An 18,385-nucleotide genomic window follows, 5' to 3' on the forward strand; every position below is an offset into this window, starting at 1 on the left:
TTGTACATGCATGGACAGACCTATCGGATATTGGGTGAAGCACCTCGACAACCTGCTGGAGAACGCGATGGGTCAGGCCCTGGCCGCGTACGGCGCCTCACGCAGGGAGTGGCAGCTTCTTCACGCCACCGCCCAAGGGGAGAGCGCCACCGCGCTGGCGCCGTTCGAGGGGGTGGAGCAGGCCGTACAGAGCCTGACGACGAAGGGATGGCTGGCGGACGGGCGGCTGACCGACGAGGGCCGGGCCGTGCACACAGCCGTCTCCGAGCGCGTCACCCGGTTCCGGCAGCAGGTCACGCAGGGTGTGAGCGCGCAGGAGTACCGGACCGCCGTCGACCTGCTGCGCCGCATGGCGGCCAACGCCGAACGTTAGGAGGCCGCGCGGTCGGCCGCCAGCACGACCCGGGCGACCAGCTCCGGATCGTCGCTCATCGGCACGTGCCCGCAGCCCTTGAGCAGCCTGACCCGCTGCCCCGACCAGCGCGCCGCGCGTACGGCCTGGCGGCGCGGCAGCAACCGGTCGCGCTCACCCCAGGCGATCGTGATGGGCGACTTCGGCGGGGCGGGCGGCATCAGGCCGCCGAACGACTCCAGCGTCTCGTCGAAGCCCGCCGCCCCCGCCAGCGCCTGCGTGGCCGCGACCAGCCCGGCGGGGTCGAGCCGGCTCGGCCGGGCCACCAGCACCCCGCTGGACACCGCCCGCATGAACGGGTTGCCGGCCGCCCTGGCCGCCTGCTCCGGCGACATCGCGCGCGCCGAGCTCCGCAGGGCCTTCAGCGTCGTCTGGCAGTAGAGCAGTTCGGAGCGCGACCAGAAGCCGGCCGGCGACAACGCGGTCGCCGCGCGCACGACGCCGCGCGAGGCCAGTTCGAGCGCGATGTAGCCGCCGAGCGAGTTGCCCACCACGTGCGGCTCCCGGATGCCGAGCAGCGCGCAGAACGACTCGACCGCGTCCGCCAGCGACTCAGCGGTGTACGGGGTCCCCGTGGGCAGCCGCGGCGACACCCCGAAACCGGGCAGGTCGACGGCGATCACCGTGTGGTCGGCGGCCAGCCGGTCCATCACCGGCAACCACGCCTGCCAGTGGTGTCCGATGCCGTGGACGAGGATCAGCGGCTCGCCGCTGCCCCGGCGTTCGAAGGCCAGCTCCATGCGGCCCAGTGAACCACTCACCTGCTCCGGGTGGGAATCTCGAACCAGACCGCTTTGCCTTCCCTGGTGGGACGGGATCCCCAGCGCTTGGCCAGCTGGTCGACCAGGTAGAGGCCGCGGCCGCCTTCGTCGTTCTCCCCGGCGCTGCGGATGCGGGGCAGGCGGAGGTCCTGGTCGAACACCTCGACCCAGACCGACTCCTCGCCCCTGCGCAGCCGCAGCGTGAACTCCTTGTCGCCGATCGGCTCCTCCTCGAAGCCCGGCATGTCCCAGGACTCCTCGAACGGCAGCGGCGGCCCCTCGACGACCAGCTCCCGGCGCGGGGAGTTGGCGGTGGAGGCGTGCAGCACCACGTTGGTGACGACCTCGGAGACCAGCAGGCAGGCCAGCTCGGCGCGCTCCTCGGGCACGTTCCAGCCGGAGAAGGCCTCGGAAGCCATGCGGCGCGCCTCGCCGACCATGATCGGCTGGGCCGGGAAGGTGCGCTCCTCGACGTCGAGGTCGACGTCGCTGGAGCGGACGACCAGGATCGCCATGTCGTCGTCGATCTCGCCGGGCACCGCGATGGTGGCGGCGTCGGCGATGCGCTCGACGTCGGCGTCGGCCATCTTGGCGAGCTTCTCGCACAGCACGCCGAGCGTCTCCTCCTCGCTCGGCATCCTGCCGTCGCGGCCCGGACGCCGGTCGACCAGGCCGTCGGTGTACAGCAGCAGCGCCGCGCCCGGCGGGAGGGTGCGGGTCTCCTCCTTGTAGACCAGGTCGGCGTGCAGGCCCTTGGCGCGGACGCCGAGCGGCTGGCCGACCTCCTCGATGTCCATCTCCAGGCACTGGCCGTCGACCACCAGCAGCGGCGGCGCGTGCCCGGCGTTGGCGAAGGACAGCTGCCGGGACCAGGCGTCGTAGACGAGGTACTGGCAGGTGACGATGGGCGGGATGCTGACGTCGGCGCCGTTGTCGTCCTGCTCGGGGGTGGCGATGATGCGGGTCCACTCGTCGAGCCTGGCCAGGATGTCGGCGGGCGACTTGTCGTCTTGTGCGAAGGCCCGCAGCGCCGCCCTGAGCTGGCCCATGATGGCCGCGGCCTTGGCGCCCCTGCCCTCGACGTCGCCGATCACGATGCCGACCCGGCCGGCCGAGAGCGGGATCACGTCGTACCAGTCGCCGCCGACCTGGGTCTGGATGCCCTGGCCGTGGGAGGCCAGCGGGGCCGCCGGGTAGTAGCGCACCGCGATGTCGAGGCCGTCGAGCTGGGGCAGCGCCCTGGGCAGCAGGTGCTTCTGGAACGACTCGGCGGTGTGGCGCTCCTCCTCGAACAGCAGCGCGTTGTCGATCGCGAGGGCCACGCGGGTGGCGATGGCGCCCACGAAGTCGCGGTCGAAGGCGTCGTAGTGGGGGCTGCGCCGGTCGGTCAGGTTGGACAGGCCGAGGTACATCAGGCCCAGCGTCTCGCCGCGCACCAGCAGGGGGGCGACGATGGCCGAGGTCATGCCGATCTCGCCGGCCAGGCGCGCGCTGCCCTCGTGCGGCGACGGGTAGCTGGTGGTGGAGAAGTCCTCGACGAGGATGGTCTCCTGGCGGCGCAGCGCGGTGTCGGCGTAGTGGCCGGAGGGGTAGCGGATCTCCGCGCCCACCGGCTTCCAGGTGCCCGCGGGCGGGGTCCAGCCCTGGACGTGCTCCGAGACCCGGCGGACCAGCCGGTCGCCCTCCATGAGCTCGATGAAGCAGTGGTCGGCGAACTGCGGCACGAGCATCTCGGCGACGCGCTTGAGCGTCTCCTCGACGTAGAGGGAGCCGGCCAGCCGCTCGCCGATGCGCTCCAGGAGCCCGAAACGGTCTTTCTCGCGTTCGTTGCTGCGCAGGGCCTCGCGGGCCAGGATGACGATGCCGGTGACCGACCCGGACGGGTGGCGCAGCGGCACGGCCTGGGCGCGGACGTAGACGATCGTGCCGTCGCCGCGCCTGACGTCGAACGTGCCCTCCCACACGCCGCCCTTGAGCACGTGCTTGGCCAGCTCGATCGCCAGCGGGTGGTCCTTCTCCATGATCCCGAGGGACAGGACGGACGCGTCACGCGCCGGCGCGTTGCCGGGACGGCCGAACAGCTGCTCGGCGAAGGGATTCCAGTAGAGGAGATTGCTGAAGCGGTCTGTCACGACCACTGCCATTTCGGCATGGTCCAAAACGGACCCGGCACCAAGGTGATCAGCCGTTTCTTGTGACAGATCCCCCCATCGCTTCATCCGGAGACCACTCCTTGGGGTGGCTTGTGCGCACAGCGGACCACGGGTGCTCCTGCAACTGTCTTGGCCAGGGGAGAGTGGAGGGCCTCCCGAGAGGGATTCAACCAAGTGGCTGCGCGCGCGTCAGCGCTTGGAGACAAAAACGTGCGCGGCAACGTCACGCGGAAGCTCCGCGGGAGTGTCGTTCGCGTCACCGTCACCTGTCACCCGCACACCGTCGTCGCTCGCCGCGAGCGTCACCTCGCGTCCGGGTTGTATCCCAACTTGCTTGAGTTTAAGCATCACAGCAGGATCGCTTTGCACTTGTTCGCTGATCCGGCGCACCACGACCGGAATGTCACGCGGCCCGGCGGCCTCGGACATCGAGGTCAGGACGTTGGCCGCGCCCTCGGTCACCTCCTGCGCCCCCAACTCGGCCAGCCCCGGGATGGGGTTTCCGTGCGGGCAGACCGTGGGGTTGTCGAGCAGCGTCACCAGCCGCGCCTCGACCGACTCGGACATGACGTGCTCCCACCGGCACGCCTCGATGTGCACCTCTTCCCAGGGAAGGCCGATGACCTGGGTGAGCAGGCATTCGGCCAGGCGGTGCTTGCGCATCACGCGGGTGGCCAGCGTGCGGCCCAGGTCGGTCATCGACAGGTGCCGGTCGCCCTCGACGCGGACGAGGCCGTCGCGCTCCATGCGGGCGACGGTCTGGCTCACGGTGGGGCCGCTCTGCTGGAGGCGCTCCGCGATGCGGGCGCGAAGGGGGACGATGCCCTCCTCTTCGAGCTCGTAAATCGTGCGGAGATACATCTCCGTCGTGTCGATCAGGCCGTGTGCGGTCAAGGCTCCTCCCAACTGAAATGCTACGCCGGTCGTGGCGGGGACTGAGCCCGTCCGCTACGGGCACAGAAGTCTTCAGGAACCCTATTGGGAGAACGACCGACGATGGTTAAGGACGGCAACAACGGAGCGGCCGAGTTCCTTCCCGCCCGGCGCGACCTCGGCTCCCTGCGGACGGCGGCCGCCCGCTGCGAGGGCTGCGACCTGTACGCGAAGGCCACCCAGACGGTGTTCGGCGAGGGCCCCGAGCAGGCCCGTTTCATGCTGGTGGGCGAGCAGCCGGGAGATCGCGAGGACCGCGAGGGGCATCCGTTCGTGGGGCCTTCGGGGCGCGTGCTGGACCGGGGCCTGGAGGAAGCCGGAATCGAACGGGACGCGGTTTATCTGACGAACGCCGTCAAACATTTCTCCTTCACTCCCAGGGGGAAGAGAAGGATTCATCAGAAGCCGACGGTCGCCGAGATCGAGGCGTGCCGGCCGTGGCTCGGCGCGGAGCTGGAACTGGTGCGTCCCGACGTGGTCGTGGTGCTCGGCGCGACGGCGGCCAGGTCGCTGCTGGGGAAGACGTTCCGGCTGACCGAGCACAGAGGCGAGCCGGTGCCGCTCGGCGACGCGCTCGCGGTGGCCACGATCCACCCCTCGGCGGTGCTGCGCGCGCCCGACCGGGACGCGGCCTACGCGGGCTTCGTCTCCGACCTCAAGGCCGCGGCGCGGGTGTCGGAGCGGTAATTGCGGAACCCGGCCACCGACAGGCCGACGACGAGCACGGTGACCGCGCACGCCAGTCCCCCGCCCGCCCAGGCGCCGGTGAGCCCGAAGGCGGTCGCGGTCGCCCCGGCGCGCAGGTCGCCGAGGCGCGGGCCGCCCGCCACGACCACCATGAACACGCCCTGCATCCGCCCGCGCATCTCGTCGGGGGCGTAGAGCTGCAGGATCGACTGCCGCCACACCGACGAGATGACGTCGGCCACGCCGCCGACCGCCATGAACGCCACGACCAGCCACAACTCGCGCACCAGCCCCGCGGCGGCGACGGCGAGCCCCCACGTGGCGATGGCCAGCACGAGCGCGACGCCCTGCCGCGAGATCCGGCCCACCCAGCCGGAGAACAGCGCGCCGGCGACCGAGCCGATCGCCATGGCGGAGGTCACCCAGCCGAGCGCGGTCATCGAGCCGCCGAACCGATCGGCGGCGAGTTCGGGGTAGAGGGCGCGCGGCATGGCGAACACCATCGCGATGATGTCCACGACGAAGGACATGAGCAGCACCGGGCTCCTGGCGATGAAGCTGAGCCCCTCCCAGACCGCCCGGGCCCCCGGACGTGTCACCTCGCCCAGCGGGGGCAGGGCGGGCAGCCTGAGGGCCGCGTAGAGGCCGCCGCTGAACAGCAGGGCGTCCACCGCGTAGGCGGCGGCGTAGTTCGGGTGGTCGCCGCCGGTGGCCAGCAGCACGCCGCCGAGCATCGGGCCGACGACCGCGCCGAGGCTGTAGACCAGCGAGTTGAGCGCGTTGGCGGCCGGGACCAGCTCGGGGTCGAGGATGCGCGGGATCACCGAGCCCCTGGTCGGGCCGGTGATCGCGAACCCGGTCGCGTTGACCGCCGTCGCCGCGAAGATCAGGTAGACGTTGCCCAGCCCGAGCAGGGCCTGCGCCAGGATGACCAGGGTGGCCGCCCAGGTGATGAGCGAGCCGATGACGAGCAGCCTGCGCCGGTCGAAGGCGTCGGCCACGGCCCCGCCCCACAGCCCGAAGACCAGCAGCGGGACGAGGTTGGCCATACCGAGCAGGCCCACCCACAGCGAGGAGTGGGTCAGGTCGTAGACCTGCTGGCCGACCGCCACGACGGTGACGGCGACGCCCACGTTCGAGACGGCCTGGCCGGACCAGATCCGCCGGTACGCGGGCACGGCCAGCGGCCTTGTGTCCACAAGATGACGTTTGACCAGTTCCCCGAATGCCACCTAAGGCAATTTATGGTGCAAGTCTCTCCAAAGCCCAACCGGGTCGGGTACGCCGGTAGCGCAGCCTGTCGTGCATCCGGTCGAGCTGTCCCTGCCAGAACTCCACCTCGGTCGGGGTCACCCGGAAGCCGCCCCAGAAGTCGGGCACCGGCGGATCCTCCGGCCAGCGGGCGGCCAGCTCCTCGTAGCGCTCGTCGAGCTCCTCGCGCGAGCGCACGACCGCCGACTGCCGCGAGGCCCAGGCCCCGATGCGGGAGCCGTACGGGCGGGAGTTGTAGTAGTCGGCCGACTCCTGGTGGGAGATGCGGGCGACGGTGCCCTCGATGCGGATCTGGCGGCGGATGGCGTGCCAGGGGAACAGCAGCGAGGCGCGTCCGTTCTCGGCCAGGTCGCGGCCTTTGCGGGACTCGTAGTTGGTGTAGAAGACGAAGCCGTTCTCGTCGTAGCCCTTGAGCAGGACCGTCCTGGCGCTCGGCCGGCCGCCCGCGGAGGCGGTGGCCAGGACCATGGCGTTGGGTTCGGGCAGGCCGGCGTCGAGCGCGTCCTGAAACCAGACGGTGAACTGCGCGACGGGGTCGGACGCGAGGTCGGTCTCGAGCAACGGCTCGCCCTCGTACGTTCGGCGTAGCGCCGCCAGCAGGGGCGGGCGCGGGGTGGCATCCACGAGACGGTATTCTTGCGCGCTCATGTGGCAGATCCCACGCTAGGGCGCGTTCGGCGGCCTGACGCAGGTCGCGGGACACGTGCCCACAGCAGGCTCCCTACCAGCGGGTTTGGCGTTTCGGCGGGTCCCGAGACCGACCATGACCTGGGAGGGGGTTAAATTGACCCGCCGGTATCTCGACATCAAGGCATTGCCGTTACATGGCAAGAAAGGGAGGCGGCCGAGCATGTCCGACTTCAAACCCGGCCTCGAAGGCGTCGTAGCTTTCGAGACCGAGATCGCGGAACCGGACAAAGAAGGGGGCGCCCTTCGATACCGGGGCGTCGACATCGAGGAGCTGGTCGGCCGTGTCCCGTTCGGGCACGTTTGGGGCCTGCTGGTCGACAACAAGTTCCAGCCGGGCCTGCCCCCGGCGGAGCCGTACCCCATCCCTGTCCACTCCGGTGACATCCGCGTAGACGTGCAGAGTGCGCTGGCCATGCTGGCTCCGGCCTATGGCTTCAAGCCCCTGCTCGACATCAGTGACGAGGAGGCCCGCGACCAGCTCGCGCGCGCCTCCGTGATGGCGCTCTCCTTCGTCGCGCAGTCCGCGCGCGGCCTCGGCCTGCCGATGGTGCCGCAGAGCCGGGTCGACGAGGCGAAGACCATCGTCGAACGCTTCATGATCCGCTGGCGCGGTGAGCCTGATCCCAAGCACGTCAAGGCCATCGACGCCTACTGGACCTCGGCCGCCGAGCACGGCATGAACGCGTCCACGTTCACCGCCCGCGTCATCGCCTCCACCGGCGCCGACGTGGCCGCGGCGCTCTCCGGCGCCGTGGGCGCGATGTCAGGCCCGCTGCACGGCGGCGCCCCCGCCCGCGTGCTCCACATGATCGAAGGCGTGGAGCAGCTGGGCGACGCCAAGAAGTACGTCCAGAGCGAGCTCGACAAGGGCAACCGGCTCATGGGCTTCGGCCACCGCGTCTACCGCGCGGAGGACCCGCGCGCCCGCGTGCTGCGCCGCACCGCCAAGGAGCTCGACGCGCCCCGCTACGAGGTCGCGGCGGCGCTGGAGCAGGCCGCCCTGGAGGAGCTGCACGCCCGCAAGCCCGACCGGGTGCTCGCCACGAACGTCGAGTACTGGGCGGCCGTGGTGCTGGACTTCGCCGAGGTGCCCTCGCACATGTTCACCTCGATGTTCACCTGCGCCCGCACGGCCGGCTGGGCCGCGCACATCCTGGAGCAGAAGCTCACCGGCCGGCTGGTGCGCCCGAGCGCCAACTACATCGGCCCGGCTTCGCGCCCGCTGAGCGACGTGCCCGGCGCCTCCGAGGTCGTCGGCACGATCTGACACGTTTTTCACCCGTGTCATGAACGGCCCGCCCGCTCAAGGGGCGGGCCGTTCCGCGTCTCATTCGGCGGACCCGTGCGACGTCACCCGGACGGCCTCAGTAGGCTTGGCACGTGGCTGACATCGTGATTCCCGCTGACATCAAGCCCGCCGACGGCCGCTTCGGCTGCGGGCCCTCGAAGGTTCGCACCGAGCAACTGGCCGCGCTCGCCGCCTCCGGCGCGAGCCTCATGGGCACCTCCCACCGCCAGAAGCCGGTCAAGAACCTGGTCGGCCGCGTGCGCTCCGGGCTCGCCGACCTGTTCTCGCTGCCCGAGGGCTACCAGGTCGTGCTGGGCAACGGCGGCACCACCGCGTTCTGGGACATCGCGGCCTTCGGGCTGATCAGGGAGAAGTCCCAGCACCTGTCGTTCGGCGAGTTCTCCTCGAAGTTCGCCGCCGTCGCCAAGAAGGCGCCCTGGCTGGCCGACCCGAGCGTGATCAAGTCCGACGTCGGCACCCACCCCACCGCGGTGGCCGAGGACGGCGTCGACGTCTACGCGCTCACCCACAACGAGACCTCGACCGGCGTCGCCATGCCGATCTCCCGCGTGGGCGGCGACGACTCGCTGGTGCTGGTCGACGCCACCTCCGGCGCGGGCGGCCTGCCGGTCGACATCGCCGAGACCGACGTCTACTACTTCGCCCCGCAGAAGAGCTTCGCCTCCGACGGCGGCCTGTGGATCGCGATCATGTCGCCGCGCGCCCTGGCCAGGGTCGAGGAGATCGCCGCCTCCGGCCGGTACGTCCCCGAGTTCTTCAGCCTGCCGATCGCGATCGACAACTCCGGCAAGGACCAGACCTACAACACGCCCGCGGTGGCCACGCTGTTCCTGCTGGCCGACCAGCTCGACTGGATGAACGGCAACGGCGGCCTGGCCTGGACCACCGCCCGCACCGCCGAGTCCAGCCAGCGCCTGTACACCTGGGCCGAGAAGTCGTCCTACGCCACGCCGTTCGCCGCCCCGCAGTTCCGCTCGCAGGTGGTCGGCACGATCGACTTCAACGACGACGTCGACGCCGCCGAGGTGGCCAAGGTGCTGCGCGCCAACGGCATCGTCGACACCGAGCCCTACCGCAAGCTGGGCCGCAACCAGCTCCGCATCGCGATGTTCCCGGCCATCGAGCCGTCCGACGTCGAGGCTCTCACGGTCTGCGTCGACCACGTGGTCGAGCGCCTCTAGCCCAGCTCTAGCCCATCGCCCGCCGGCCCGTGCGGCGGGTCAGCTCGTCCAGGAGCGCCAGGGCGTCCGCCTCCTCGACGCTCTGCGCGAACCTCGTCAGCACCGGCAGCCTGTCGGTGCTGACGGCGAGGGCCTCCAGCATCAGGCGGCTGACGTGCTCGGCCCTCGAGCAGGCGGCGGCGTAGCGGAAGGCGTTGCGCGCGGGCGTGCGCACCAGCAGGCCCTTGCGCACCAGCCGCTCGGCGACGGTCTGCACGGTCGTGTACGCCAGGTCGCGGTCCTCGTTGAGGCTGCCCAGGAGCTCCCGCACCCGCATGGCCCTGCCGGCATCCCACAGCACGTTCATGATCGCGCGTTCCAGGGATCCCAGGTTCGCCAACTCACCAGTCCTCCGGCTCGATCAGTAGGAAACATTCTTGCCCGAACAGCCCCCGATCGGCCAGGGGCGAGCGCTGCCCCGCGGCCTCGGCTACCTCATGTTCGCCAGCCGCTGGCTGCAGGTCCCGCTCTACGTGGGCCTCATCGTGGCCCAGGCGGTGTACGTCTGGCAGTTCATGACCGAGCTGTGGCACCTGCTGAGCAGCGTCTTCCTGCACCCGGCGACCGGCGACGGCACGTCGGCCGAGGTCGTCGTCATGCTGACGGTCCTGGCGCTGATCGACGTCGTGATGATCTCCAACCTGCTGATCATGGTGATCATCGGCGGCTACGAGACGTTCGTCTCGCGCATCAACCTCAACGACCATCCCGACGAGCCGGAGTGGCTCTCCCACGTCAACGCCAACGTGCTGAAGGTCAAGCTGGCCACGGCCATCGTGGGCATCTCGTCGGTGCACCTGCTGCAGACGTTCATCCGAGCGCGTGACGTGCCCAACGACAAGATCATGTGGCAGACGATCATCCATCTGGCGTTCGTGGCCTCGGCGATCGGCCTGGCGCTCATCGACCGCATGCTCTCCAGCTCACCGGCCGAGCACACCAAGCCGCACCTGTAGGGCTCAGAAGCGGGCCGGCAGCTCTTTCCTGCGGCGCAGCACCCAGGCGGCCACCACGCCGCCCAGGAGCCCGAACAGGTGGCCCTGCCACGAGATGCCCTGCTGGTTGGGGAGCAGGCCCCACAGGATCGAGTAGTAGGCCACGCCCACGCCGATGCCGATCAGGATGTCCACCAGACGGCGGTCGAACAGGCCCCGGGCCAGCACGAAGCCGAAGTAGCCGAAGATCAGGCCGCTCGCCCCGATCGTGATCACGTCGGGGCTGGACACCCACGTGCCGAGGCCGCCGATCAGCACGATCAGCAACGTGGCCCACAGGAACTTGCGGATGTCGCGCACCGCCGCCAGGAAGCCCAGCACCAGCAGCGGCAGTGAGTTGGCCATCAGGTGGCCGAAGCCGCCGTGCAGGAACGGCGCGAACAGGATGCCCACCAGGCCGTCGGCGTCCCAGCCCGCGATGCCGTAGGAGTCGAGCGCGCCGTCCATCACGTAGTCGACGCCCTCCAGGACCCACATCACGGCGAGCATGGACCCGAGGATGACGATCGCCTTGATCGCGTTCGACAGGAAGGTGCCGGCGCCGCGCCTGGCCGACTCGAACCTCGAACCCGAATGGTCGCTCATGCGCTCTCCTGGTGGTCGTCTCCTCCCTTTACCGTACGCAGGAAAGGTCACGCACGCGTGTTGACGCGGCCCCTTCCGGAGGTGCGGAAGGGGCCGGCGTACGGGTGAGGGCTACTCGCCCTTCCACTGGGGGGCGCGCTTCTCGGCGAAGGCCGCCGCGCCCTCCATGGCGTCCTTGGAGCCGAACACCGGGTTGATGATCGCGCCCTGCTTCTTGAACATCTCCTCCAGGGGCCAGTCCTGGGACTCGATGATCACCTTCTTGGTCGCCGCGAGCGCCAGGGGAGCGTTGGCGGCGATCTTGCGGGCCAGCTCCAGCGCGCCCTCCAGGGCGGCCCCCGGCTCGGTGATTCGGTTGACCAGGCCCAGCTCGTACAGGCGGGAGGCGGGGTAGTGGTCGCCGGTCAGGGCGATCTCCATGGCCACGTGGTACGGGATCCGCCGCGGCAGCCGCATGATCCCGCCCGCGCCCGCCACCAGCCCGCGCTTCGGCTCGGGCAGCCCGAACGTGGACTCCGCCGAGGCCACGATGACGTCGCAGGACAGGGCCAGCTCGAAGCCGCCCGCCAGCGCGTACCCCTCGACCGCGGCCACCAGCGGCTTCTTGGGCGGCGCCTCGGCGATGCCGCCGAAGCCGCGCCCCTCGACCACGGGGAAGTCCCCGGACAGGAACCCCTTGAGGTCCATGCCCGCGCAGAACGTGCCCCCGGCGCCGGTCAGCACGTACGCCGAGATCTCGGCGCGGGCGTCGAAGGTGTCCAGCGCCTCGGCGATCCCCCGGGCCACCGCGCCGTTGATCGCGTTACGCGCCTTCGGCCGGTTGATGGTGATGACCGCGACGTTGCCGGACTCCTCGACGAGCACTTCGTCAGACACGGGACCTCACTTGGGCTGGAAGCGGATGCCGCCGTCGAAGCGCACGACCTCGGCGTTCATGTAGTCGTTCTGGACGAGCGAGTGCACCAGGTGGGCGAACTCGTCGGCCCGGCCCATGCGCTTGGGGAAGACCACGGGGGCCACGAGCTTGGCCTTGAACTCCTCGGCGTTGCCGGAGAAGCCGTAGATGGGGGTGTCGATGATGCCGGGGCAGATCGTGTTCACGCGTACGCCGATGGCCGCCAGGTCGCGCGCGGCGGGGACCGTCATGCCCACGATGCCGCCCTTGGAGGCGGAGTAGGCGAGCTGGCCCGTCTGGCCCTCCAGGGCGGCGACGGAGGCCGTGTTGATGACCACGCCGCGCTGGCCGTCGGCGTCGACCGGCTCGGTGGCGGCGATGGCGGCCGCGGCGATGCGCATGAGGTTGAAGGTGCCGATCAGGTTGACCTCGATCACCTTGCGGTACGTGGCCGGGTTGTGCGGCTTGCCCTCGCGGTTGACCGTGCGCTCGGCCCAGCCGATGCCCGCGCTGTTGACCACGACGCGCAGCGGCTTGCCCGTGGCCACGGCCGCGTCGACGGCCGCCTGCACCTGATCGTCGTCCGACACGTCCGTCCTGACGAAGACGCCGCCGAGCTCGTCGGCGACGGCCTTGCCGCGCTCCTCGTTGAGGTCGGCGATGACCACGGTGGCGCCCGCGCGGGCGAGCTCGCGGGCCGTCGCCTCACCGAGGCCGCTGGCACCGCCGGAGATGATTGCTGCAGATCCGTTGACGTCCATATCCCGGACCTTAACGCGCCAACCGAATGAAGTTCTACTCGGGGCGGGTTAAATCTCCCCCACGGCGCTGTCGACGTCGGAGTACACCTTGATCCGCCGGTCGAGCCCCGTGGTCCGCAGGATGCGCGCCACGGGCGCCTGGGGCGCGGCGAGCGACACCCCGCCGCCCTCTCCCGTGGCCAGCCGCCAGGCCTCGATCAGCACGGAAAGACCGCTGGAGTCCATGAACGACAGCTGCTGCAGGTCGAGCACGAGCCTGGCGCTGTCCTGCTTGATGGCGTCGCGGACCTCGTCGCGGAGGAACGGTGCGGTGAACAGGTCGAGCTCTCCCTCAACAGCCACCACCACGGCGTCACCCAGGGCGTGTCGCGCAAGCCGCAGCTTCATTTGGCCCCTCCTCGATGAGCCACTGTACTTCGACATCCCCGGATAGCGGGCATGCACAAACTACGAAGAGCCGGATACAGAAGGACTAGACCGGACTAATCATGCGCTAGACGCGGCGCTGAGGGTTCTTACCCGTCCGGCCGTCCGTCCCGCGACCTGGGGACCAGGTTGCCTCACCCGGCCGGGACGGCGAAGCCGTACGGGAGCTCCAGGCGGTGCCCGGCCAGCAGCTCGGCGTCGGCCAGCAGCTCGCGCGTGGGCCCGTCGGCGGCGATCACGCCTCCCGACAGGATCAGCGAGCGCTCGCACAACTCCAGCGCGTACGGCAGGTCGTGGGTGACCATGAGCACCGTCACGTCCAGCGAACGCAGGATCTCGGCCAGCTCCCTGCGCGCGGCCGGGTCGAGGTTGGAGGAGGGCTCGTCGAGCACCAGGATCTCCGGCCGCATCGCCAGCACCGTGGCCACCGCCACCCGGCGCCGCTGCCCGAACGACAGGTGGTGCGGCGGCCGGTCGGCGGCCTCCAGCATGCCGACCCGGTCGAGCGCGTCGTGGACCACCCGGTCGAGCTCGGCGCCCTTGAGACCGGCGTTGGCCGGGCCGAAGGCGACGTCGTCCCGGACCGTGGGCATGAAGAGCTGGTCGTCGGGGTCCTGGAAGACCAGGCCGACGCGCTGCCTGATCTCCTTGAGCGTGTCCTTGCGCACCGGGACGCCGCCCACGGCCACGCTGCCGTGCCCGGCGGTGAGGATGCCGTTGAGGTGCATGACGAGGGTCGTCTTGCCGGCGCCGTTGGGGCCGAGCAGCGCCACCCGCTCACCGCGGCCGATCGCCAGGTTCACGCCGAACAGCGCCTGAGTGCCGTCGGGGTAGGCGTAGGCCAGGTCACTGACCTCCAGAGAGTTCACCATGAGAGCCCCAGAACCGCGAGTGCCACGACGGGCAGGGCGAGCGCCGCCGCCCACTGCCCGATGGATGCCGAAATATCTTGAATTATCGGCATCCGTCCAGCGTAGCCGCGACTCAGCATCGCCAGATGCACCCGCTCGCCCCGCTCGTACGAACGGATGAACAGCGCCCCGGCCGAACGCGCGATCACCGGGATCTGCCGGAAGTTGCGCGCCTCGAACCCGCGCGACTCGCGGGCCACCCGCATCCGCCGCATCTCCTCCAGGATCACGTCCATGTACCTGAGCATGAACATGGCGATCTGCACCAGCAGGCTCGGCAGCCGCAGCCGCTGCGCCCCGACCAGGATGACCCGCGGCTCGGTGGTGGCCGCCAGCAGGATCGAGGCGATCACCCCGAGCGTGGCCTTGACCAGGATGTTCCAGGCCGCCCACAACCCCGGCACGCTCAGCGAGACCCCGAGCACCGTCGTGCGCTCGCCCATCCCGATCACCGGGATCAGGAACGCGAACAACACGAACGGCAGCTCGATCACCATCCGCCGCAGCACGTGCCCGACCGGCACCCGCGCGGCCAGCGCGACGCCCCCGAGCAGCGCCGCGTAGACCGCGAACGCCCAGAAGCGCTCCCGCGGCGTGGCCACCACGACGACGGCGAAGGCGAAGACGGCCAGCAGCTTGCACTGCGGCGGCAGCCGGTGGACGAGGGAGTCGGCCGGCAGGTAGAGATCGTGCCGATGCCCCGCGCCCACCGTCACTCACCGTCTCTCACAGATCAGACACTCACGTTCGTACGGCTGCGCGCGGCGAACGCCACGGCCCCGGCGATGAGCAGCACGAGCCCGACGCCGACGATCCCGGCCACGCCGACCGGGATGCCGCCCACCTCACCGTAGTCGGCCAGCGCCCACGACCCGAACGCGTGGTCGGCCGCCTGGCCGCTGAAGCCCTTGTTCTCGGCCACGGCCTCCAGCCCGTCGGGGTCGGAGGCGGCGAAGAAGGACACCACGCCGGCCAGCACCAGGGTCAGCCCGAGCCCGCCCAGCAGGAACGGCTTGAGCGCGCCCGGCCGGGCCGCCGGCGCCTGCTCGCCCACGGTCGTGGTGGCGCCTTCGGCCCCCTTGAGCACCAGCGGCCTGGCCAGCCCGCGGGCGCCGTACACCAGGTCGGGCCGTACGGCCAGCACGGCGGCGACGGTGGTGGCGGTGATCAGCGCCTCGCCGATGCCGATCAGCACGTGCACGCCGCCCATGGCCGCGGCCACGGCCGACACCTCGATGGGCGCGGTGCCGCCGATCCAGAACAGCAGGGAGAACACCAGCGCCGAGGCCGGCACCGAGATCAGTGCCCCGAGGAACGCCCCGAGCGTCACCCCGCCGCGGCCCCTGGCCATCGCGGTGACCAGCCGGAAGACGCCCCACCCGACCAGCACGGTGACGATGCCCATGATGGTGATGTTGACGCCCAGCGCGGTCAGCCCGCCGTCGGCGAAGAACACGGCCTGCACGAGCAGCACCACGGCCATGCAGAGCACGCCTGTGTAGGGCCCCACGAGTATCGCCGCCAGCGCGCCGCCCAGCAGGTGGCCGCTGGTGCCTGCCGCGACGGGGAAGTTCAGCATCTGGACCGCGAAGATGAAGGCCGCCACGAGCCCCGCCATGGGCGCGGTCCGGTCGTCCAGCTCACGGCGGGCGCCCCGCAGGCAGACCGCTACCCCGGCGGCCGCCACCGCTCCGGCGGAGACGGATGTAGCTGCGTTGAAGAAGCCATCGGGTACGTGCACGGCAACGCCTCCAGAAGGACGAACAAATCCTCCTCACTTTAGAGCATCGTCTTGCACCTGCACATAGGTGGCAATTACTGAAGGAGCTTCCTGAGGATCGTTCGCGGCGTCAGCCGGCGCACAACTGTGCTCAGCCGCCCCTTCCCCGAGGTCGCGTACGGCCGCACGCTGCGCAGCAACGCCGCGCCCCGCCACCTGCGCGGGCCGGCGACCGTGTCGGCGTCGGTCTCGATCCTGAACAGCGCGGGCGGTCCGCCGAGGTCGAGCTCCAGGTAGGCGTCCCAGGTGCCGGGCGGGAGCCGGCCCACCGCCGGCCTGGCCGCGAACCCGCCGCCGGGCAGCGCCGTCACCCGCTCGGCGCGCTCGCGGCCGGTACGCCGTTCGCGCCAGACGATCTGCCTGATCGCCGCGCACTCCGGGACCTGCCCGGCCACGCTGACCTCGCCGTGCACCACGAGCCGGTGGCCCAGCCCCCACCTGGTCCGCTCCAGCCGGACGGTGCCGGGCACGGCGACGACATGGCCGCCGACGTCGATGCTCAGATTGCCGTTGTCCCTGGTGAAGTACGGCAGGGTTACCACGCCGCCAATCAGGCGGGGCTGCGGCCGGGTGACGCCGTTGTCCCGGTCGGCGCCCAGCCGGCCGTGGCGCACCACTCCCTCCAGCTCGACCGCCACCCGCAGGTCCCAGACGCCGGAGGCGAGCGCGGCGGCCTCCACCCGGGCAGTGAACTCCGCGCCCTGCCGCTCGGCCGGGACGACGAGCTCGCCGTGCGGGTCGTTGCGGGCCCGCAGCACCAGGGCCACGCCGTCGTCCTGGCTGATGCCGTCCAGCCCGGCCGTGCCGCTCACCACCAGGCAGTCCCCCTCCCAGCGCAGCCCGGTCAGCCGCCGCCGCACGGTGGCGCTCTCGATGCGGGCCAGCCGGACCAGGCGGTCGACGTCGCCGAGCGCGGCCACGCGCTGCTTGTCGATGGTGTTGAGGCGGTCGTGCACGCCGGGGGTGAACCACTCGTCGCACAGCGCCGCGACCTCCTGGGCGATCTCCTTGCGGCGCACGTCGTCGCTCTCCAGGAACACCGTGCCGAGCTGACTGAAGGCGTCGAGCCTGAAGTGCCGGCGCAGCAGGTGGTCGCGCAGCGGGCCGGGCTCGACATGCCGGGCCATGAGCCGGATGGGCCGCCGGATCATGGTCAGCCAGGCGATCGGGTCGCGGCTGCCCGCCTGCTGCATGATGCTGCTGCCGTCGGACCTGGAGACCAGGTGGTAACAGTCGTAGTCGGCGACCACCGAGATCACGCCGGCGTGGCAGTAGGCGTGCACGGTGAACATGATGTCCTCGCCGACCAGCATGTCCTCGGCGAAGCGGATGCCGTGGCGCTCGACCATCTCGCGCCTGAACAGCTTGAAGCAGCTCAGGCTGTTGTAGACGTTGCTGTCGGCGAGGGTCAGGCGCTCGGCGTTCTGCTGGAACATCGAGGCGGGGGCCCGCCTGCCGTGGCCCACGATCTTGCCGAGCACGATGTCGGAGCCGTTCCTGTCGGCCATGGCGACCATGCGTTCCAGCGCCTCGGGGCCGAGGTGGTCGTCGGCGTCGCAGAAGAAGACGTACCGGCCGGTGGCGTGGGCGAGGCCGACGTTGCGCGGCCGGCCGGCGCCGCCCGACCCCTCGATGTGCACGACCTTGACGCTGGACTGGTGGTAGGTGGCGTAGAGGTCGAGGAGCTCGGCGCCGCCGTCGGTGGAGCCGTCGTCGACGACGATGATCTCCTTCTTCACCCGCTGCACGAGCGCCGAGGTGAGGCACCTGTCCAGATAGGGACGGCAGTTGTGCACCGGGATGACGACGCTGACGTCGACCGTCTCGTCGTTGTTGCCCGCCGCCATCGCCATCACTGCCGTCACCTCGGAGTCACGTTGCGCCGCCATGTCGTTTCAGTATGTGACGAACGCTCGTCGCCGCGGGGGCCGATCGGCCGTCTTGGAGTCACCTATTTGCCGACCTTGGCGATTCGTTGCATTCCTCAGATAGACCCCCCAGATGGCTCTAATCAGCGCATTCACCAGGGACCGAATGAGTTTCAGGGGAAAATCCTCGACCTGCCAGAGGAAGAAAACTCTCCGCCGGGATCAAGGACGTACTCCGTGGGCGTCTCAGGTCATCCTCCGGCGGGGTACACACGTCTACAGTTAGGCAACCTTGACCGGGGAGGTGGCGGTAATGGCATCGAATCTTCGCTGGCATCGGGCGGGCGGCACGGGCATGGGCAAGGCCGAGTTCGCTCGTTCATCGGCGCGCCTGACGGAGCTCTTCCAGTGCTCGGCGATGCTGCGACGTACGCGGATGCGGGCCGAGGAGATCGTCGACGAGGCCCGCACGCTGCTGGCCGAGGCCGAGGCCGAGGAGTTCGCCGACCCCGACCGCATCGAACGTCTGCGCGGCCAGCTGGAGGAGGCTCGGGCTTCCTACTCCAAGGTGCTGACCGCATATGTCACGATCTGCCGTAGAATCAACCAGGAGCGGCAGGAGATTCTGGCGATGCAGATGGACATCGAGTTGAACCGTGATTCTGGCCTGTCGGGAGTTGCCTGATGATTTGTCCGGGACAATTCCCGGAACCCTCGATGGAATGAC

At 70.3% G+C, this 18,385-nt stretch carries 20 protein-coding genes; 6 read left to right on the forward strand and 14 right to left on the reverse strand.

The window, feature by feature from the left end; all coding sequences use genetic code 11:
• Positions 1-10: 10 nt before the first annotated feature.
• Positions 11-373, forward strand: a complete 363-nt coding sequence (locus AB0J76_RS00235) for a MarR family transcriptional regulator (protein ID WP_352322273.1) — start codon at positions 11-13, stop codon at positions 371-373.
• Here the strand turns inward: AB0J76_RS00235 and AB0J76_RS00240 are convergent.
• The 3 genes from AB0J76_RS00240 to AB0J76_RS00250 form a co-directional block, all read right to left on the reverse strand.
• On the reverse strand, positions 370-1,173 hold the full coding sequence (locus tag AB0J76_RS00240; RefSeq protein WP_352322274.1) for an alpha/beta fold hydrolase: 804 nt from the start codon (positions 1,171-1,173) through the stop codon (positions 370-372). The two genes, AB0J76_RS00235 and AB0J76_RS00240, sit on opposite strands and share 4 nt — an antisense overlap.
• Positions 1,170-3,392 (reverse strand): SpoIIE family protein phosphatase, encoded by a 2,223-nt coding sequence (locus AB0J76_RS00245; RefSeq protein WP_352322276.1) that lies wholly within the window; start codon positions 3,390-3,392, stop codon positions 1,170-1,172. The genes AB0J76_RS00240 and AB0J76_RS00245 overlap by 4 nt, the downstream gene beginning before the upstream one ends.
• Before the next feature lie 123 nt (positions 3,393-3,515).
• Positions 3,516-4,220 (reverse strand): metal-dependent transcriptional regulator, encoded by a 705-nt coding sequence (locus AB0J76_RS00250; RefSeq protein ID WP_352322278.1) that lies wholly within the window; start codon positions 4,218-4,220, stop codon positions 3,516-3,518.
• A gap of 102 nt (positions 4,221-4,322) precedes the next feature.
• Between AB0J76_RS00250 and AB0J76_RS00255 the strand changes: the two genes are divergently transcribed.
• Positions 4,323-4,946 (forward strand): UdgX family uracil-DNA binding protein, encoded by a 624-nt coding sequence (locus tag AB0J76_RS00255; protein WP_352322279.1) that lies wholly within the window; start codon positions 4,323-4,325, stop codon positions 4,944-4,946.
• Here the strand turns inward: AB0J76_RS00255 and AB0J76_RS00260 are convergent.
• On the reverse strand, positions 4,892-6,178 hold the full coding sequence (locus AB0J76_RS00260) for an MFS transporter (RefSeq protein ID WP_352322281.1): 1,287 nt from the start codon (positions 6,176-6,178) through the stop codon (positions 4,892-4,894). The two genes, AB0J76_RS00255 and AB0J76_RS00260, sit on opposite strands and share 55 nt — an antisense overlap.
• A gap of 10 nt (positions 6,179-6,188) precedes the next feature.
• Positions 6,189-6,866 (reverse strand): pyridoxamine 5'-phosphate oxidase, encoded by a 678-nt coding sequence (gene pdxH / locus AB0J76_RS00265; protein ID WP_352322283.1) that lies wholly within the window; start codon positions 6,864-6,866, stop codon positions 6,189-6,191.
• Between the two features lie 202 nt (positions 6,867-7,068).
• On the opposite strand from pdxH, the gene AB0J76_RS00270 reads away from it, so the two are divergent.
• Entirely contained in the window at positions 7,069-8,175 is a 1,107-nt protein-coding gene (locus tag AB0J76_RS00270) for a citrate synthase 2 (protein ID WP_352322285.1), read from the forward strand.
• Positions 8,176-8,288: 113 nt separating this feature from the next.
• On the forward strand, positions 8,289-9,398 hold the full coding sequence (gene serC, locus AB0J76_RS00275) for a phosphoserine transaminase (RefSeq protein ID WP_352322287.1): 1,110 nt from the start codon (positions 8,289-8,291) through the stop codon (positions 9,396-9,398).
• A gap of 7 nt (positions 9,399-9,405) precedes the next feature.
• On the opposite strand, the gene AB0J76_RS00280 is transcribed toward serC, so the two are convergent.
• Entirely contained in the window at positions 9,406-9,777 is a 372-nt protein-coding gene (locus tag AB0J76_RS00280) for a BlaI/MecI/CopY family transcriptional regulator (protein WP_352322288.1), read from the reverse strand.
• A 37-nt stretch (positions 9,778-9,814) separates the two neighbouring features.
• On the opposite strand from AB0J76_RS00280, the gene AB0J76_RS00285 reads away from it, so the two are divergent.
• A complete protein-coding gene (locus AB0J76_RS00285) occupies positions 9,815-10,393 on the forward strand; it encodes a TIGR00645 family protein (protein WP_352322290.1) in 579 nt (192 codons plus the stop codon).
• A gap of 3 nt (positions 10,394-10,396) precedes the next feature.
• On the opposite strand, the gene AB0J76_RS00290 is transcribed toward AB0J76_RS00285, so the two are convergent.
• The 8 genes from AB0J76_RS00290 to AB0J76_RS00325 all read right to left on the reverse strand — a co-directional run bounded on the left by AB0J76_RS00290 (position 10,397) and on the right by AB0J76_RS00325 (position 17,679).
• Positions 10,397-11,017: a rhomboid family intramembrane serine protease gene (locus AB0J76_RS00290; protein WP_352322292.1), complete on the reverse strand. Its 621-nt coding sequence runs from the start codon at positions 11,015-11,017 to the stop codon at positions 10,397-10,399.
• A gap of 111 nt (positions 11,018-11,128) precedes the next feature.
• On the reverse strand, positions 11,129-11,893 hold the full coding sequence (locus AB0J76_RS00295; RefSeq protein ID WP_352322294.1) for a crotonase/enoyl-CoA hydratase family protein: 765 nt from the start codon (positions 11,891-11,893) through the stop codon (positions 11,129-11,131).
• A gap of 6 nt (positions 11,894-11,899) precedes the next feature.
• Positions 11,900-12,673, reverse strand: coding sequence for an SDR family NAD(P)-dependent oxidoreductase (locus tag AB0J76_RS00300; protein WP_352322296.1), 774 nt, complete (start codon positions 12,671-12,673; stop codon positions 11,900-11,902).
• A 48-nt stretch (positions 12,674-12,721) separates the two neighbouring features.
• Positions 12,722-13,060 (reverse strand): STAS domain-containing protein, encoded by a 339-nt coding sequence (locus tag AB0J76_RS00305; protein ID WP_101785558.1) that lies wholly within the window; start codon positions 13,058-13,060, stop codon positions 12,722-12,724.
• A gap of 173 nt (positions 13,061-13,233) precedes the next feature.
• Complete coding sequence (locus AB0J76_RS00310) at positions 13,234-13,971, reverse strand: ABC transporter ATP-binding protein (protein WP_352322298.1); 738 nt, start codon at positions 13,969-13,971, stop codon at positions 13,234-13,236.
• Entirely contained in the window at positions 13,965-14,720 is a 756-nt protein-coding gene (gene cbiQ, locus AB0J76_RS00315) for a cobalt ECF transporter T component CbiQ (RefSeq protein WP_352322300.1), read from the reverse strand. Before cbiQ ends, AB0J76_RS00310 begins: the two co-directional genes overlap by 7 nt.
• Before the next feature lie 23 nt (positions 14,721-14,743).
• Entirely contained in the window at positions 14,744-15,751 is a 1,008-nt protein-coding gene (locus tag AB0J76_RS00320) for an energy-coupling factor ABC transporter permease (RefSeq protein ID WP_352322302.1), read from the reverse strand.
• Between the two features lie 74 nt (positions 15,752-15,825).
• The gene (locus AB0J76_RS00325) at positions 15,826-17,679 is read right to left on the reverse strand and encodes a glycosyltransferase family 2 protein (protein ID WP_352322304.1); all 1,854 of its coding nucleotides are present in this window, start codon (positions 17,677-17,679) and stop codon (positions 15,826-15,828) included.
• A 271-nt stretch (positions 17,680-17,950) separates the two neighbouring features.
• Here AB0J76_RS00325 and AB0J76_RS00330 point away from each other — a divergent pair, with 271 nt between their 5' ends.
• Positions 17,951-18,343 (forward strand): hypothetical protein, encoded by a 393-nt coding sequence (locus AB0J76_RS00330; protein ID WP_352322306.1) that lies wholly within the window; start codon positions 17,951-17,953, stop codon positions 18,341-18,343.
• Positions 18,344-18,385: the final 42 nt, after the last annotated feature.

Origin of the sequence: Nonomuraea sp. NPDC049624 (assembly GCF_040675255.1) — a bacterium.
Classification (GTDB): domain Bacteria; phylum Actinomycetota; class Actinomycetes; order Streptosporangiales; family Streptosporangiaceae; genus Nonomuraea.